Origin of the sequence: Streptomyces sp. WAC04114 (genome assembly GCF_019733245.1) — a bacterium.
GTDB lineage: Bacteria > Actinomycetota > Actinomycetes > Streptomycetales > Streptomycetaceae > Streptomyces > Streptomyces massasporeus_A.
Map to the genome: position 1 here is coordinate 1 of NZ_JAIGQA010000182.1, position 15,815 is coordinate 15,815.

Genomic DNA, 15,815 nt, shown 5'->3' on the forward strand with positions numbered 1-15,815 from the left:
CTCCAACGGCGCCTCTCGGGCCCGGTGACACCACCCCCCAGGTCATCGGTTCGACAGGGGGGAACAGTCATGCCGGGCCCGGAGGCCAGCGGCCCTCTTGCAGGACCGCGAAGAACATAACGGGGGGACCGGGTACGGAGGGGACTCCGTCCGGGGACCGAGAGGTACGGTCCCTTGCATGCATGCGATCACGATTCCCGAACCTGGTGGGCCCGAGGCGCTGGTCTGGGACGAGGTCCCGGACCCCGTGCCCGGCGAGGGCGAGGTCCTGGTCGAGGTGGCGGCCAGTGCCGTCAACCGGGCCGACATCCTGCAGCGGCAGGGCTTCTACGAACCTCCGCCCGGCGCGTCCCCCTACCCCGGCCTGGAGTGCTCCGGGCGGATCGCCGCGCTCGGCACCGGCGTCTCGGGCTGGAACGTCGGCGACGAGGTCTGCGCGCTGCTCTCCGGCGGCGGTTACGCCGAGAAGGTGGCCGTGCCGGCCGGGCAGCTGCTGCCCGTGCCCGACGGGGTCGGCCTGACGCAGGCCGCCGCGCTGCCCGAGGTGACCTGCACCGTCTGGTCGAACGTCTTCATGATCGCCCACCTGCGGCCCGGCGAGACGCTCCTCGTGCACGGCGGCTCCAGCGGCATCGGCACGATGGCCATCCAGCTGGCCAAGGCGGTCGGTGCGCGGGTGGCGGTGACGGCCGGTACGAAGGAGAAGCTCGAGCGGTGCGCCGAGCTGGGCGCCGACATCCTGGTCAACTACCGCGAGCAGGACTTCGTGGAGGAGGTCAGGAAGGCGACGGACGGCGCCGGTGCCGATGTCATCCTCGACAACATGGGCGCCAAGTACCTGGAGCGCAACGTCAAGGCCCTGGCCGTCAACGGCCGGCTCGCGATCATCGGCATGCAGGGCGGCGTGAAGGGCGAACTGAACATCGGCGCCCTGCTGGCCAAGCGTGCCGCCATCAGCGCGACGTCCCTGCGCGCCCGGCCCCCGGAGGAGAAGGCGGCCATCGTCGCCGCCGTCCGCGAACACGTCTGGCCGCTGTTCACCGGCGGCCACCTGCGTCCTGTCGTCGACCGCGAACTCCCGATGCCGGAGGCCGCCGCCGCGCACCGTGTGGTGGAGGAGAGCGGCCACGTCGGCAAGGTCCTCCTGATCGCCCCGAAGAGCACCTGACCCTTTGGCCGGGCCCGCGGCACCTCGTTCCGCACGGGGATGCGGCCGGGCCCGGCCGCATCCGGCGACGAGGCAGGCCCCCGCTCCCGGGCTCACTGCGATCCGTCGGGGTCCGCAGCCCCGTGCGGGCCTCCCCCGGCACCGACATCACCACCCGGCTGCAGGGGGCTGACCCCCCCGCCCGCGGAAGCGACACCGCCCGGCGCATGAGGCGGCTCATGGCGGGCGGCAGCCGCACCCGCGCTTGGCAAAGCCCTCGAACTGCCGCGGCGGCAGCCGGACAGACGGCTCGCGGCGGCAGCCCGGCGGCCCCGCGAGGCGCCCGCCCTGGCCGGCGATGACCTCACCGTCTTCGGCTGAGCGTCCGCCCTGGCTCGTCCGCAGACGACCCCCGGCGGTAGCCGGATAGGTGGCTCGCGGTGGCAGCCTGGCGCCACGCGATGCGCCCGCCCTGCCCGGTGATGACCTCACCATTCTCGGCTGAGCGGCCGCTCAGCCTAGTCCGCAGACGACCCGCGGCGGCAGCCCGGCGGCCCCGCGAGGCGCCCGCCCTGGCCGGTGATGACCTCACCGTCCTCGGCTGAGCGCCCGACCCGCCTCGGCGGCAGGTGCTGGCCGCGCCACCGCGGCGCACCGCGAGGCGCCCGACCTGCCCCGGCTGCACGTTCCTCGCGGCGGCAGCCTCCCCGCCACCGCCACCGCCACCGCAAACGCCCGACCCCGCCCCTAGACCCGCCGCAGCCGCAGCGCGAAGAAGGCCAGGCCCAGGCCCAGGCCGATCAGGAGGAGTCCGCTGCCCAGGGGGAGGATGCGCAGGACCTGGCCGACGGGGCGCTCGGCCGTCGCCGCCTCACGGACCGGCTGCTTTGCCGGGGCGGAGGGCTCGGGGGCGGTCTCCCGCGGCTCTTCGGGGACGGGCGTGGCGTCCGCGACACCCGGCATCTCCCCGGCGTCCTCCGGCCGTCCCGGCCGCACCCGGCCCTCCCCGGCCCGGCTCCCGGCCCGTGAGGGCTCACCGGCGGAGGAAGGAGCCGCCACCGCGGACGGGGCCGACGAAGCCGCCCGGGCCGACGGGGCCGCCAGGGGCGAGGGAGCCGAGCGGGAGGAGGAGGGACCCGAGCGGGAGGAGGAGGGAGTCGAGCGGGAGGAGGGCGCGGCCCGGGGGGACTGGTCGGCCCGGGACGGCGGTGCCGCCGGGCGGGAAGCGGCCGGCGGGGCCGGCCTGGGCGTCCGGACGGCGCCGGTCCCGGACCCCGCTTCCTCCTCCTGCGCCCCCTCCTCGTCGGACGCGAGGACAGCCGCGTGGGACGGGGCGGATCCATAGGGTGAGACGACCGCGCCGGCCCCCAGGGCGAGCACCAGTCCCGCCGCCCGCAGTGCGCGTAGCCATGGAGTCACGTGGGTGACCCCCTCCCGCCGCGTGCCCGGTGGGGGCAGGTACGGCAAGTTCGGTCATATCGAGGCAATCAGCCTCACACCACCCCAGGCTCCCGGCACTCCGAGTTCGGCCGATGGGCGGAATCGCTGCACAATCCGGTTATGTCGATACGTCACGGGCTGCTGGCCCTCCTGGCGGCCGGTCCCCGCTACGGCTCCCGCCTGCGCACCGACTTCGAGACCCGCACCGGCGGCACCTGGCCGCTGAACATCGGGCAGGTCTACACGACGCTCGGCCGCCTGGAACGGGACGGCATGGTCGCCCAGGACGACGTCGACGCGGCCGGACGGACGCTGTACGCGCTCACCGAGGCCGGCCGGGCCGAACTGCGCGCCTGGTACGACCGCCCCGTCGAACGGGCCGACCCGCCGCGCGACGAGTTGGCGATCAAGCTGGTGATGGCGCTCGGCGCGGACGGCGTCGACGTACGGGAGGTCGTCGAGGCACAGCGGCGGCACGTGGCGCTGGCCCTGCACGACCATGTGCGGCAGCGTGCCGAGGCCCTGGCCCGCGCGCCGGAGCACCCCGAGGAGATGGCCCGGCTGCTCGTCCTGGAGCGGCTCGTCTTCCAGGCCGAGGCCGAGGTCCGCTGGCTGGACCACTGCGAGGCCCGCCTGCTCCGCTTCACCCGGGAGGAGGAACCGCCCGGGCGGGAGCAACCCGAAGCCTGACCGACTCGTCTCCTCCGGCGTGGTGGATCAACGTCCCCGGGGGGCACCACGGAGGTGAGGTGCAGGCGTGCGAGAGAATGGCGGCATGGAGATGCCGAGGAACGAAAGGTCGCCGGAGAACCCGCAGATCCTGGTCGTGGGCCAGGACGGCATGGCGCTCGGTGGCGGCAGCGAGGACGAGGACTCCCGCGAGACCCCGGTCACGGAACAGGTGGAGCAGCCCGCGAAGGTCATGCGGATCGGCAGCATGATCAAGCAGCTGCTGGAGGAAGTGCGCGCCGCTCCCCTGGACGAGGCCAGCCGGGTGCGGCTCAAGGACATCCACGCCAGCTCGGTGAAGGAGCTGGAGGACGGCCTGGCGCCGGAGCTGGTCGAGGAGCTGGAGCGGCTCTCCCTGCCCTTCACGGACGAGGTGACCCCCAGCGACTCGGAGCTGCGCATCGCGCAGGCCCAGCTGGTCGGGTGGCTGGAGGGGCTCTTCCACGGGATCCAGACGACGCTGTTCGCCCAGCAGATGGCGGCCCGCGCCCAGCTGGAGCAGATGCGCCGCGCCCTCCCGCCGGGGGTCGGCGACGGCCTCGACGAGCAGCAGCACCCGGGCGGCCGGTCGGGCGGCCCCTACCTGTAGACGTCCGCAGGCCGCACAGAACGAGGGGCCCGGCAGCCAAAGCTGCCGGGCCCCTGTGCGTCCGGGGGCGTCAGGAGGGCGGGTTGCCCGTCGAGACGCTGAGCTCGAGCTCGGGCATGTCCTCCGGGTCGACGTCGGTGTCGGCGGACGGGAACTGGTTCATGACCGTGCCGTCTCCGTAGGTGTTCTCGTCGACCTTCTTCTCGTTCAGTTCCCAGCCGGCCGCCTGGAGACAGGCCTTGACCGACTTGATGTTCTTGAACTTGAAGTCCGGGATCTGGATCTTGTCGGGGTCGTTGTACGACTCCCGCGGCTCCGTGCACTCCTCGGTGTCGATCGTCTTCGTGGTGTCCGGCCCGCGGTAGCCGGGCTTCTTCTCCGCCGAGGCCGACGCACTCGCGCTGCTGCCGCCGCCGCCCTTGTCGTCCTCGCCGCCGCCGTTCAGCAGCAGCGCCGTGACGAGGCCGCCGACGGCGACGACCGAGACGATGATCGAGCCGATGATCACCGGCTTGTTGTTCCTGCCGCCGCCGGAGGAGGCCACCGCGGTCGGGGGCGTCAGGTTGTACGGCGGCGGCGTCGACGGCCCGGGCTGCGGGGAGTACGCCGCCGGGGACGGCGTCTGGTAGCCGCCCTGCTGCGGATAGCCGTACGCCGGGGACGGCCCCGTCGGGGCGGGCGTGCCGTACGGGTTCGGGGGCGGGGTCGGCTGGTACGGCGTCTGGACCTGGCCCGAGGGCGTCGGGGTCGCCTGGTCGACCGGCGGGAACACGGCCGAGCCGACGCCCGCGCCGCTCGGGGCCTGGGTGCCCGGCACGATGCTCGGCGGCGCGGCGTTGAAGGACGCCGCCACCCGCAGGCATTCGTCGCGCATGGCCTCGGCGCTGGGGAAACGCTCGTTCGGGTTCTTCTTCAGCGCCCGGGCGATCAGCGCGTCCACCGCCGGGGGCAGCGAGCGGTTGATCGAGGACGGAACCGGCGGCTCCTCCTGCACGTGCGCGTATGCGATGGCCAGCGGCGAGTCCGCCTCGAACGGCAGCCGTCCGGTGACCAGTTGGAACAGCATGATGCCGACCGAGTACAGGTCGGAGCGGGCGTCCACACCGCGGCCGAGGGCCTGCTCCGGCGAGAGGTACTGCGGGGTGCCGACGACCATGCCGGTCTGCGTCATCGACGTCACACCGGACTGCATGGCCCGGGCGATGCCGAAGTCCATGACCTTGACCACGGCGCGCTTGGTCATCATCACGTTGCCGGGCTTGATGTCGCGGTGGACCAGGCCCATCTCGTGACTGATCTCCAGCGCGGCCAGCACGTCCGCCGTGATCTTCAGCGCCTTGTCGGCGGGCATCGCGCCCTGCTGCCGCACGTCCTCGTCGAGGACCGAGCCGAGCGGGCGGCCCTCGACGTACTCCATGACGATGTACGGCGTCGTCATGCCGTCGAGGGTGTCCTCGCCGGTGTCGAAGACCGACACGATGTTCGTGTGAGTGAGCTTGGCCACGGACTGGGCCTCGCGGCGGAACCGCTCGCGGAAGGCCTGTTCCCGTCCGAGATCCGTGTGAAGTGTCTTGATGGCGACCTGCCGGTCGAGCACGCTGTCGTACGCGAGGTGCACCGAGGCCATGCCGCCCTGGCCGAGGAGATCGCGCAACTGATAGCGCCCACTGGCGAGCGCCCGCCCCGTGTACTGGCCCTGTGCGCCGTCCTGGCTCATGTTCCCTGTCCCCCGTAGCCCCTGCAGGCGCCGCCGACTGCCGCTGATCCGTCGTTGATCCAAACCGCCATTCCCGGCCAAGTCTGCCCCAGGGCACTGACACGTCAAGCTCGGTGCCCGTTCCGTGACCGTACGCGAAAGAAGCGTCGCGCAAGCGTTACAGGGGGCCTACGGCCGGCGCACGGAATTTGCACGACAGTAAGGAGTGAAGGTTTCATGGCCGGTCCGTCTCGTGCCGGTTCCGGTGCCCCTTCTCGGACCGGAGGCTTGCGCGGAGGCTGTAGCGTGGCCGACGGAGACCGTAACAACACCGCGCGCACCGCGGGCAGAAACGACGGCGAGGACTGATGGCACAGCAGCAGGCCGCTCAGGGCCCGTCCGACCCCGAGGCGTCTGGCGGCGGCATGTCGGACGCGCCGGAGCTCTGGGGGAACGGCGGGTTGGTCGGGGACGGCCGGTACCGGCTGACCCGCAGACTCGGCCGGGGCGGCATGGCCGAGGTGTTCGCAGCCGAGGACGTCCGTCTCGGACGCACCGTCGCGGTCAAGCTGCTCCGCTCCGACCTCGCCGAGGACCCGGTGTCCAAGGCGCGCTTCACGCGCGAGGCCCAGTCGGTGGCCGGCCTCAACCACCACGCGATCGTCGCCGTGTACGACTCCGGCGAGGACTTCGTCGGCGGCCAGTCCGTGCCGTACATCGTCATGGAGATCGTCGAGGGCCGCACCATCCGCGACCTGCTGCTGAACGCGGAGGCCCCCGGCCCCGAGCAGGCGCTGATCATCGTCTCGGGCGTCCTGGAGGCGCTCGCCTACTCGCACCAGCACGGCATCGTGCACCGCGACATCAAGCCCGCCAACGTCATCATCACGCACAACGGCGCCGTGAAGGTGATGGACTTCGGCATCGCCCGCGCCCTGCACGGCGCGTCCACCACGATGACGCAGACCGGCATGGTCATGGGCACCCCGCAGTACCTCTCCCCCGAGCAGGCGCTCGGCAAGGCCGTCGACCACCGCTCCGACCTGTACGCCACGGGCTGCCTGCTCTACGAACTCCTCGCGCTGCGCCCGCCGTTCACCGGCGAGACCCCGCTGTCGGTGGTCTACCAGCACGTCCAGGACATCCCGACGCCCCCGTCCGAGGCGTCCGACGCCTGCCCGCCGGAGCTGGACGGCCTGGTCATGCGCTCCCTCGCCAAGGAGCCCGACGACCGCTTCCAGACGGCCGAGGAGATGCGCGGGCTGGTCCAGTACGGGCTCCAGATGCTCTACGACCAGGGCGGCCACACCGGCACCTGGAACACCGGCCCGGTCGACGTGCACGACGGCCGGCACACCCCGTCGGGCGGCTTGGCCGGGACGGCCGTGATGGGCCACCCCGGGGACGCCTCCGGCACCACGCAGATCCCCTCGCCGATCCTGCCCGGCGGCTACGGCAACGGCGACGACGGCGGCTTCGAGGGCCACGGCAACAAGGGCAGCGGCCGCGGCAAGCTGTGGATCCTGGCCGTGCTCGCGGTGATCGCCGTCGCCGCGGGCGTGGCGCTGGCCCTGCAGAACACCGGCGGCGGCAAGGACGACCCGAGCAAGAAGCAGTCGCCGACCACCTCGCAGACGACCGAGAAGAAGACGCCCAGCGAGACGCCGAGCGACGACGACACCGGCGAGCCGACCGGCACGTCCACGGACGACGGCACCGGGACCGGCTCCGGCAACGGCAACTGGACGCCGTCCTACAAGCCGTCCTACACGCCGTCGCAGAGCGCTCCCCAGTCACCCACGGGCGAGCCGTCGAACGAGCCGACGACCGAGGCGCCGACCGAGGAGCCGACGGAGGAGCCCACGGACCCGGGTACGCCGACAGGCGACGCGGGCGGCACTGACGCGGGTACCACCACCGGCGTCGTCGGCGGCCCCGGAGGCGAAGACGGCGGCTGACCCGGCCGGCAGCGGACAAAAGGAACCATCCACACGCGCGGGGACCCGGAGACGGGCCTCCGCGCGTGTCACGTTTCGCCGCGCCCACAAGTGGACTCTTCCCGTGACCTGGGTCACCGGGTTAACGTGCGGTTGCTCCGGCCTCCTGCAAGGCTGTGACCTGGGACCCTTCACCGCCTTCCCGATTTACTTGGATATCCAAGCAAAATCGCAGGTCAGAAGGGGTTTCACAGAAATGTGGCGCACTGGGTAACGTGCTTTCTGCAGGGCGCTCGCCGGGGCACCTGTCACGCCTGTTCCCGGCCGAGTGGCACCCACCCCGTGTCCCGTGGGCCGAGAACAGGTGAGCCGCACTGGCCTGCCGGCAACCCCGGGGGCCGGACCGACGGAGGAGCACACGTGACCGTGGAGAGCACTGCCGCGCGCACACCGCGACGCAGCGCCGGAAGCAAGGCCGGCACCACCGGCACCAAGCGCACCCGCACGACCGCCAAGAAGGACGCCGGCGCCGAGCCCCAGCTCGTGCAGCTGCTGACGCCCGAGGGCAAGCGCGTCAAGAACGCCGAGTACGACAAGTACGTCGCCGGCATCACCCCCGAAGAGCTCCGCGGCCTCTACCGCGACATGGTGCTCACCCGTCGCTTCGACGCCGAGGCCACCTCCCTGCAGCGCCAGGGCGAGCTGGGCCTGTGGGCGTCGCTGCTCGGCCAGGAGGCGGCCCAGATCGGGTCCGGCCGGGCCACCCGGGAGGACGACTACGTCTTCCCGACCTACCGCGAGCACGGCGTGGCCTGGTGCCGCGGCGTCGACCCGGCCAACCTGCTCGGGATGTTCCGCGGTGTGAACAACGGCGGCTGGGACCCCAACAGCAACAACTTCCAGCTGTACACGATCGTCATCGGCTCCCAGACGCTGCACGCCACCGGCTACGCGATGGGCGTCGCCAAGGACGGCGCCGACAGCGCGGTGATCGCCTACTTCGGTGACGGCGCCTCCAGCCAGGGCGACGTGGCCGAGTCCTTCACCTTCTCCGCGGTGTACAACGCCCCGGTCGTGTTCTTCTGCCAGAACAACCAGTGGGCCATCTCCGAGCCGACCGAGAAGCAGTCCCGCGTGCCGATCTACCAGCGCGCCCAGGGCTTCGGCTTCCCGGGCGTCCGGGTCGACGGCAACGACGTGCTCGGCGTCCTCGCGGTCACCCGGTGGGCCCTGGAGCGGGCCCGCGGCGGCGAGGGCCCGACCCTCGTCGAGGCGTTCACCTACCGCATGGGCGCCCACACCACCTCCGACGACCCGACCCGCTACCGGGGCGACGAGGAGCGCCAGGCCTGGGAGGCCAAGGACCCGATCCTGCGCCTGCGCCGGTACCTGGAGGCGTCAAACCACGCGGACGAGGGATTCTTCCAGGAACTGGAGGCCGAGTCCGAGGCGTTGGGCAAACGAGTGCGCGAGGCGGTCCGTGCCATGCCGGACCCGGACCACTTCGCGATCTTCGAGAACGCCTACGCCGACGGGCACGCGCTCGTCGACGAGGAGCGCGCCCAGTTCGCCGCGTACCAGGCGTCGTTCGCCGATGAGGGGGGTAACTGAGATGGCCGACAAGATGGCACTGGCCAAGGCAATCAACGAGTCGCTGCGCCGCGCCCTGGAGTCCGACCCCAAGGTCCTGATCATGGGCGAGGACGTCGGCAAGCTCGGCGGCGTCTTCCGGGTGACGGACGGCCTGCAGAAGGACTTCGGCGAGAGCCGCGTCATCGACACCCCGCTCGCCGAGTCGGGCATCGTCGGCACGGCGATCGGCCTGGCCCTGCGCGGCTACCGCCCGGTGGTGGAGATCCAGTTCGACGGCTTCGTCTTCCCGGCGTACGACCAGATCGTCACGCAGCTCGCGAAGATGCACGCCCGCTCGCTGGGCAAGGTCAAGCTCCCCGTCGTCGTGCGCATCCCCTACGGCGGCGGCATCGGTGCGGTGGAGCACCACTCGGAGTCCCCCGAGTCGCTCTTCGCGCACGTGGCGGGCCTGAAGGTGGTCAGCCCGTCGAACGCGTCGGACGCGTACTGGATGATGCAGCAGGCCATCCAGAGCGACGACCCGGTGATCTTCTTCGAGCCCAAGCGCCGCTACTGGGACAAGGGCGAGGTCAACGCGGAGGCGATCCCGGGCCCGCTGCACAAGGCCCAGGTGGTCCGCGAGGGCACCGACCTGACCCTGGCCGCCTACGGCCCGATGGTGAAGCTCTGCCAGGAGGTGGCCGACGCGGCCACCGAGGAGGGCAAGAACCTGGAGGTCCTGGACCTGCGCTCGGTCTCCCCGATCGACTTCGACTCGATCCAGGCCTCGGTGGAGAAGACGCGCCGTCTGGTCGTCGTCCACGAGGCCCCGGTGTTCTTCGGGTCGGGCGCGGAGATCGCCGCGCGGATCACGGAGCGCAGCTTCTACCACCTCGAGGCCCCGGTGCTCCGGGTCGGCGGCTACCACGCGCCGTACCCGCCGGCCCGCCTGGAGGAGGAGTACCTGCCGAACCTGGACCGGGTGCTGGACGCCGTCGACCGCTCGCTGGCGTACTGAGGAGAGGGTCGTGACGACGATGACGGAAGCGTCCGTGCGCGAGTTCAAGATGCCCGACGTGGGCGAGGGACTCACCGAGGCCGAGATCCTCAAGTGGTACGTCCAGCCGGGTGACACGGTCACCGACGGCCAGGTGGTCTGCGAGGTCGAGACGGCGAAGGCGGCCGTGGAGCTGCCCATCCCCTACGACGGCGTGGTCCGGGACCTGCACTTCCCGGAGGGCACCACGGTCGACGTGGGCACGGCGATCATCTCGGTGGACGTGGGCGGCGGCAGTGCCGCGCCCGAGCCCGCCGCCGAGCAGCCCGCCGCCGCCCAGCCCGCGGCGGCCGCACAGGCAGCACCCGCCGAGGAGGCGAAGGCCGCGGGCTCGGGCCGCCAGCCGGTCCTGGTGGGCTACGGGGTGGCGACCTCGTCCACCCGCCGCCGCCCCCGCAAGGGCCCGGAGGTCCCGGTCCAGCAGGCCTCGACGGCGATCCAGACGGAGCTGAACGGCCACGCGCAGACGGCCCCGGAGCCGGCCCCCGCCGCGGCCCGGTCCGCCCCGGCCGGGCCGGACCGCCCGCTAGCCAAGCCCCCCGTCCGCAAGCTGGCCAAGGACCTGGGCGTCGACCTGACGACGGTCGTCCCGACCGGCCCGGACGGCATCATCACCCGTGAGGACGTGCACGCGGCGGTCGCCGCCGCCGTCCCCGCGGCCCCCGAGCCGTCGGTCGCCTCCGCCCCGGCGGCGGCCCCGGCCCCGGCGTCGTACGACACCGCGCGCGAGACCCGCATCCCGGTCAAGGGTGTCCGCAAGGCGACGGCGGCGGCGATGGTCGGCTCGGCGTTCACCGCGCCGCATGTCACCGAGTTCGTGACGGTCGACGTCACGCGCACGATGAAGCTGGTCGAGGAGCTGAAGGCGGACAAGGAGTTCGCGGGCCTGCGCGTGAACCCGCTGCTGCTGATCGCCAAGGCGCTGCTGGTCGCGATCCGCCGCAACCCGGATGTCAACGCGTCCTGGGACGAGGCCGCCCAGGAGATCGTGGTCAAGCACTACGTGAACCTGGGCATCGCGGCCGCGACCCCGCGCGGTCTGATCGTGCCGAACATCAAGGACGCGCACGCCAAGACGCTGCCGCAGCTGGCCGAGTCGCTGGGCGAGCTGGTCTCGACGGCCAGGGACGGCAAGACGTCCCCGGCGGCGATGCAGGGCGGCACGGTGACGATCACCAACGTCGGCGTCTTCGGCGTCGACACGGGCACGCCGATCCTCAACCCCGGCGAGTCCGCGATCCTCGCGGTCGGCGCGATCAAGCCGCAACCGTGGGTCCACAAGGGCAAGGTGAAGCCCCGTCAGGTCACCACCCTGGCCCTGTCGTTCGACCACCGCCTGGTCGACGGCGAGCTGGGCTCGAAGGTGCTGGCCGACGTGGCGGCGATCCTGGAGCAGCCGAAGCGCCTGATCACCTGGGCGTGAGCCGACTGCGGCGGCCCCCTGCCCCTCGGGGCGGGGGGCCGCCGGCGTCCGCCCGGGATGAACCGGCGGTAGCCGAGGCGCACAGAAGTCTCCTCGAACCCTCCCGGGTACACCCGCCCCGTCCCTGGCACTCCTTCAAGGGGCGTCGCCGTGCGGATGGGCGACGTGGAGACCGTCTTCGTCAACCTGGTGCGCCGGTTCCCCTACGAGGCCGACGCGCTGCGCCGGGGTGACGTCGTTGGATGGCACGACCTCGCCGGGAGCGGGGCCGAGTCCGATCCGGCGTCCGGCGACCGTGCGGATCCGGGCCGGTTCCGACCCGCGCGGCGCCCGGGGCGGCTCCTCCCGGAGCAGGAGGTCGTGATCCCCGACATGACGAAGGGGGCTCCGCCGCACACCGCGGCGGAGCCCCCTTGGTCGTCCTGCTCGCGTCCTACCTGCTGAAGCCGTAGTTGAGCAGCTTCGTGGCGTCCGACTTGCGGGCGTCCAGGCCGGTCGAGGCGAGGACCGTGCCGATGACCGTCTTGCCACTGCGGGTGGCGGCGAAGACCAGGCAGTACTTGGCCTCCGGGCCGGAGCCGGTCTTCACGCCGATCGCGCCGCTGTAGCTGCCGAGCAGCGGGTTGGTGTTCTCCCACGGAGCCATCGTCCGCGTGCCACCGGACTTGGTGGTCGTCTTCGCCGTGTACTTCTTCGTCTTGACGACCGTGCGGAACGTGGAGTTCTTCATCGCCGCGCTGGCGAGCTTCGTCAGGTCGCGCGGCGTGGAGTAGTTGGCGCCGTGGCCGATGCCGTCGAACGAGTCGAAGTGGGTGTTCTTCAGACCCAGGTTCTTGGCGGTGGTGTTCATCTTGCCGATGAACGACTTCACGCGCGCCGCACGCGTCGAGCCCGAGCCGAACTTGTCGGCGAGGGCGTACGCGGCGTCGCAGCCGGACGGCAGCATCAGCCCGTAGAGCAGCTGGCGGACGGTGACCTTGTCGCCGACGATCAGCTTCGCGTTGGACGCGTAGTTGTTGTCGACGATGTAGTCGCTGTACGCCTTCTGGATCGTGACCTTGCTGTCCATGTTCAGATTCGACTGCTTCAGCACCACCAGGGCGGTCATGATCTTGGTGGTCGAGCCGGTCGAGCGACGGGTGTCGGCCGCCTTGGTGTAGAGCGACTTGCCGGTCGCGTTGTTCATCGCGTAGCCGCCCTTGGCAGCGATGGAGGGCGCCGAGGCGGCCTGCGCCGGCGCGACGGTGAGGGCACCGGTCGCGAGCATGGCGCCGGTGGTCACGGCGACGGCCGCGGCTCTGCGGAGACGAGTGCCCTTAATGCCGGTTATCAAGTGAAGTACCCCGATTGCGTCGAATGCCCCAACGATGCGGCCGAGTTGAGGACGAGGGGAAAGGGGCCGCACGTGTCTGACTCGTAACTAGCACACGTGGTTGTGCTGTTGCCGAGCCGGACCCCCGCTTTGCCACAGATGTGTGACATACAAGTCCGCATACTGGACGTATCCCTTCATGCGTACCTGTTGTATCTATGCTGTCCGCATGACCTTGGCCGTGAAGCAACCGCCCGCCGCCGACCGTGTCTACGCCTATGTCAAACAGGGCGTCCTGGAGCGCCGCTACGAGGGCGGCACCCTCCTCACCGAGGGCGAGCTCGCCGAAGCCGTGGGCGTCTCCCGCACACCGGTCCGCGAGGCGTTGCTCCGGCTGGAGGCCGAGGGGCTGATCCGGCTCTACCCGAAGAAGGGCGCCCTCGTCCTGCCCGTCTCCGCGCAGGAGATCGCCGACGTCGTCGAGACCCGGCTGCTCGTCGAGGAGCACGCGGCGCGCAAGGCCGTACCCGCGCCCGCCGGGCTCATCGAGCGCCTGGAGGAGCTGCTGGCCCGGCAGAAGAAGCAGGCTGCCGCCGGGGACCTCGCCGGGGCCGCCGTCACCGACCGCTGCTTCCACGCCGAGATCGTCCGCAGCGGCGGCAACGAGATCCTCTCCCGCCTCTACGACCAGCTGCGCGACCGCCAGTTGCGGATGGGCGTCGCCGTCATGCACTCCCACCCGGACCGCATCGCCAAGACCCTCGCCGAGCACGAGGAGATCCTCGAAGCGCTGCGCTCCGGCGACGCGGAGACGGCCGTCGGCCTCGTCCACCGGCACATCGGCTGGTTCTCCCACCTGGCACGGGGAGAGGTCCGATGAGCGCCGTCGCGATACCCGGCGACCCGCCCGGCGGCCGCCGCGCCCTGGCCGTCTGGGGCACGGGCGTCTCGGTCTACTTCGTCGCGGTCATCTTCCGCACGTCCCTGGGCGTGGCCGGCCTCGACGCCGCCGACCGCTTCCACGTCAACGCCTCCGCCCTCTCCACCTTCTCCATCCTCCAGCTGCTGGTCTACGCGGGCATGCAGATCCCTGTCGGCCTGCTGGTCGACCGGCTCGGCACCAAGAAGGTGCTGACGCTCGGCGCGGTCCTGTTCACCGCCGGACAGCTGGGCTTCGCCTTCTCCCCCTCCTACGGCATGGCGCTCGCCTCCCGGGCGCTGCTGGGCTGCGGTGACGCGCTGACGTTCATCAGCGTGCTGCGCCTGGGCAGCCGCTGGTTCCCGGCCCGCCGCGGGCCGCTGGTCGCCCAGTTCGCGGGACTGATCGGCATGGCGGGCAACCTGGTCTCCACGCTCGTCCTGGCCCGGCTGCTGCACGGCATCGGCTGGACGGCGGCGTTCGCCGGCAGCGCGGCGGCCGGTGCCGTGGTGCTCGTCCTGGTGCTGCTGTTCCTCAAGGACCACCCGGAGGGCCACGAGCCCGAGCCCCTCCCGCACCAGGGCACGGCCTACGTACGACGACAGATCGCCGCCTCCTGGCGGGAGCCCGGGACCCGGCTCGGCCTCTGGGTGCACTTCACCACCCAGTTCCCGGCGATGGTGTTCCTGCTGCTGTGGGGCCTGCCGTTCCTCGTTGAGGCACAGGGGCTGTCCCGGGCGGCGGCCGGTGAACTCCTCACCCTCGTCGTCCTGTCGAACATGGTGGTCGGCCTGGTCTACGGCCAGGTCGTCGCCCGGCACCACGGCGCGCGACTGCCGCTCGCGCTCGGCACGGTCGGCACGACAGCCGCCCTGTGGGCGGCGACGCTCGCCTACCCGGGCCCGCACGCCCCGATGTGGCTGCTGATCGTGCTGTGCACGGTGCTCGGGGCCTGCGGACCCGCCTCGATGATCGGCTTCGACTTCGCCCGCCCGGCCAACCCGCCCGAACGGCAGGGCACCGCCTCCGGCATCACCAACATGGGCGGCTTCGTCGCCTCCATGACCACGCTGTTCGCGATCGGTGTGCTCCTGGACGCCACCGGCGACGACTACTCCCTCGCCTTCTCGGTGGTGTTCGTCCTGCAGGCGGTCGGCGTCTCCCAGATCCTGCGGCTCCGCGGGCAGGCGGCACGTCGGGAACGGGAGCGGCTGGTGGCCAGCCGGGTGGAGACGGTGCACGTGCCCGCGTGACGTCCGTCAGGCGGTCGTCGGTACGAGGGTGAGGTACGCGAGGCCGAGGATGCCGCGGTAGCTGAGCCACCGGGCGCGGTGCCGGTCGACGCGCTGCCGTGTCTCCGCCGCCAGGGGGTGACGGGGGTGCTCGGCGAGCCACAGCTCGGTGTCCGCGAGGTAGCCCGACTCGAACGCCTCCCACTCGTCGAGGCTCGCGGTCTCCGTCCACTCGGGCCGGAACCCCGCGTCGACGGTCATCCCCATGAGCGTCGCGAGGGCGGGGTGGTCCGTCGCGGCGGCGTCCGGCCACATGCGGGACAGCTCGTCGGGGGTCGGGGTGCGCTCCCAGAAGCCCTCGCCCAGCAGGACGCGGCCGTGGTCGTTGACCAGGCGGCGGAGCTCGGCCAGGGCCTCGGGGAGCCGGTCGCCGAGGGCCTGGCTCGACCCCACGCACAGCACGAGGTCGGCAGGGCCGTGGGTGGTTCCGGTGGCGGACTCCTCCAGGAATCGGGCCCGGGACGCAAGTCCGCGGTCAGCGGCGGCCTCGCGTCCCCGGGCCAGGTCGTCGGTGTCCAGGTCGATGCCCGTGCCGGTCGCCTCCGGCGTGGTGGCCAGGACACGGAGCATCAGTTCGCCCGAGCCGCAGCCGATGTCCAGGACCGTGGTGGGGTGGTGGCGGGTGAGGCGTTGGACGAGGGCGTCCGCGCGGGTTTCGGAGAGCGGGCCGTGGAAGGTGAGGCGGGTGCGGTGGGGTGGGGT

At 72.0% G+C, this 15,815-nt stretch carries 15 protein-coding genes; 11 read left to right on the forward strand and 4 right to left on the reverse strand.

The features are described from left to right. Window positions 1-178: 178 nt before the first annotated feature. Window positions 179-1,168, forward strand: a complete 990-nt coding sequence (locus tag K4G64_RS32420; protein WP_221759500.1) for an NAD(P)H-quinone oxidoreductase — start codon at window positions 179-181, stop codon at window positions 1,166-1,168. Window positions 1,169-1,894: 726 nt separating this feature from the next. Here K4G64_RS32420 and K4G64_RS40695 read toward each other — a convergent pair. Then, window positions 1,895-2,110 carry a hypothetical protein gene (locus K4G64_RS40695; protein WP_260461281.1) on the reverse strand — a complete coding sequence of 72 codons (216 nt, stop codon included), beginning with the start codon at window positions 2,108-2,110 and terminating at the stop codon, window positions 1,895-1,897. Here K4G64_RS40695 and K4G64_RS40700 point away from each other — a divergent pair. From K4G64_RS40700 to K4G64_RS32435, 3 genes are all read left to right on the forward strand, one after another. Beyond that, the gene (locus K4G64_RS40700) at window positions 2,088-2,492 is read left to right on the forward strand and encodes a hypothetical protein (protein WP_260461282.1); all 405 of its coding nucleotides are present in this window, start codon (window positions 2,088-2,090) and stop codon (window positions 2,490-2,492) included. The two genes, K4G64_RS40695 and K4G64_RS40700, sit on opposite strands and share 23 nt — an antisense overlap. Before the next feature lie 215 nt (window positions 2,493-2,707). Further along, on the forward strand, window positions 2,708-3,277 hold the full coding sequence (locus K4G64_RS32430; protein ID WP_221759502.1) for a PadR family transcriptional regulator: 570 nt from the start codon (window positions 2,708-2,710) through the stop codon (window positions 3,275-3,277). An 85-nt stretch (window positions 3,278-3,362) separates the two neighbouring features. Then, complete coding sequence (locus tag K4G64_RS32435) at window positions 3,363-3,905, forward strand: bacterial proteasome activator family protein (RefSeq protein WP_221759503.1); 543 nt, start codon at window positions 3,363-3,365, stop codon at window positions 3,903-3,905. A gap of 70 nt (window positions 3,906-3,975) precedes the next feature. Here K4G64_RS32435 and K4G64_RS32440 read toward each other — a convergent pair whose 3' ends face one another. Next, on the reverse strand, window positions 3,976-5,622 hold the full coding sequence (locus tag K4G64_RS32440) for a protein kinase (protein ID WP_221759504.1): 1,647 nt from the start codon (window positions 5,620-5,622) through the stop codon (window positions 3,976-3,978). 347 nt (window positions 5,623-5,969) lie between these two features. Between K4G64_RS32440 and K4G64_RS32445 the strand changes: the two genes are divergently transcribed. From K4G64_RS32445 to K4G64_RS32465, 5 genes are all read left to right on the forward strand, one after another. Continuing rightward, on the forward strand, window positions 5,970-7,559 hold the full coding sequence (locus tag K4G64_RS32445; RefSeq protein ID WP_221759505.1) for a protein kinase: 1,590 nt from the start codon (window positions 5,970-5,972) through the stop codon (window positions 7,557-7,559). A 399-nt stretch (window positions 7,560-7,958) separates the two neighbouring features. Next, window positions 7,959-9,149, forward strand: coding sequence for a pyruvate dehydrogenase (acetyl-transferring) E1 component subunit alpha (pdhA, locus tag K4G64_RS32450; protein ID WP_221759506.1), 1,191 nt, complete (start codon window positions 7,959-7,961; stop codon window positions 9,147-9,149). Window position 9,150: 1 nt separating this feature from the next. Then, a complete protein-coding gene (locus K4G64_RS32455) occupies window positions 9,151-10,128 on the forward strand; it encodes an alpha-ketoacid dehydrogenase subunit beta (protein WP_221759507.1) in 978 nt (325 codons plus the stop codon). A 10-nt stretch (window positions 10,129-10,138) separates the two neighbouring features. Further along, complete coding sequence (locus tag K4G64_RS32460; protein ID WP_221759508.1) at window positions 10,139-11,590, forward strand: dihydrolipoamide acetyltransferase family protein; 1,452 nt, start codon at window positions 10,139-10,141, stop codon at window positions 11,588-11,590. A gap of 150 nt (window positions 11,591-11,740) precedes the next feature. Beyond that, window positions 11,741-12,034 carry a hypothetical protein gene (locus tag K4G64_RS32465; protein WP_221759509.1) on the forward strand — a complete coding sequence of 98 codons (294 nt, stop codon included), beginning with the start codon at window positions 11,741-11,743 and terminating at the stop codon, window positions 12,032-12,034. Here the strand turns inward: K4G64_RS32465 and K4G64_RS32470 are convergent. Continuing rightward, the gene (locus tag K4G64_RS32470; protein WP_221759510.1) at window positions 12,024-12,923 is read right to left on the reverse strand and encodes a D-alanyl-D-alanine carboxypeptidase family protein; all 900 of its coding nucleotides are present in this window, start codon (window positions 12,921-12,923) and stop codon (window positions 12,024-12,026) included. The genes K4G64_RS32465 and K4G64_RS32470 overlap by 11 nt on opposite strands. Before the next feature lie 208 nt (window positions 12,924-13,131). Here K4G64_RS32470 and K4G64_RS32475 point away from each other — a divergent pair, with 208 nt between their 5' ends. Together K4G64_RS32475 and K4G64_RS32480 are read left to right on the forward strand one after the other, a co-directional pair. Next, complete coding sequence (locus tag K4G64_RS32475; protein ID WP_221759511.1) at window positions 13,132-13,782, forward strand: GntR family transcriptional regulator; 651 nt, start codon at window positions 13,132-13,134, stop codon at window positions 13,780-13,782. Further along, window positions 13,779-15,074: a nitrate/nitrite transporter gene (locus K4G64_RS32480; RefSeq protein ID WP_221759512.1), complete on the forward strand. Its 1,296-nt coding sequence runs from the start codon at window positions 13,779-13,781 to the stop codon at window positions 15,072-15,074. Before K4G64_RS32475 ends, K4G64_RS32480 begins: the two co-directional genes overlap by 4 nt. A 6-nt stretch (window positions 15,075-15,080) precedes the next feature. On the opposite strand, the gene K4G64_RS32485 is transcribed toward K4G64_RS32480, so the two are convergent. Further along, the coding region (locus tag K4G64_RS32485; RefSeq protein ID WP_221759513.1) for a cyclopropane-fatty-acyl-phospholipid synthase family protein at window positions 15,081-15,815 on the reverse strand (735 nt) is incomplete at its 5' end.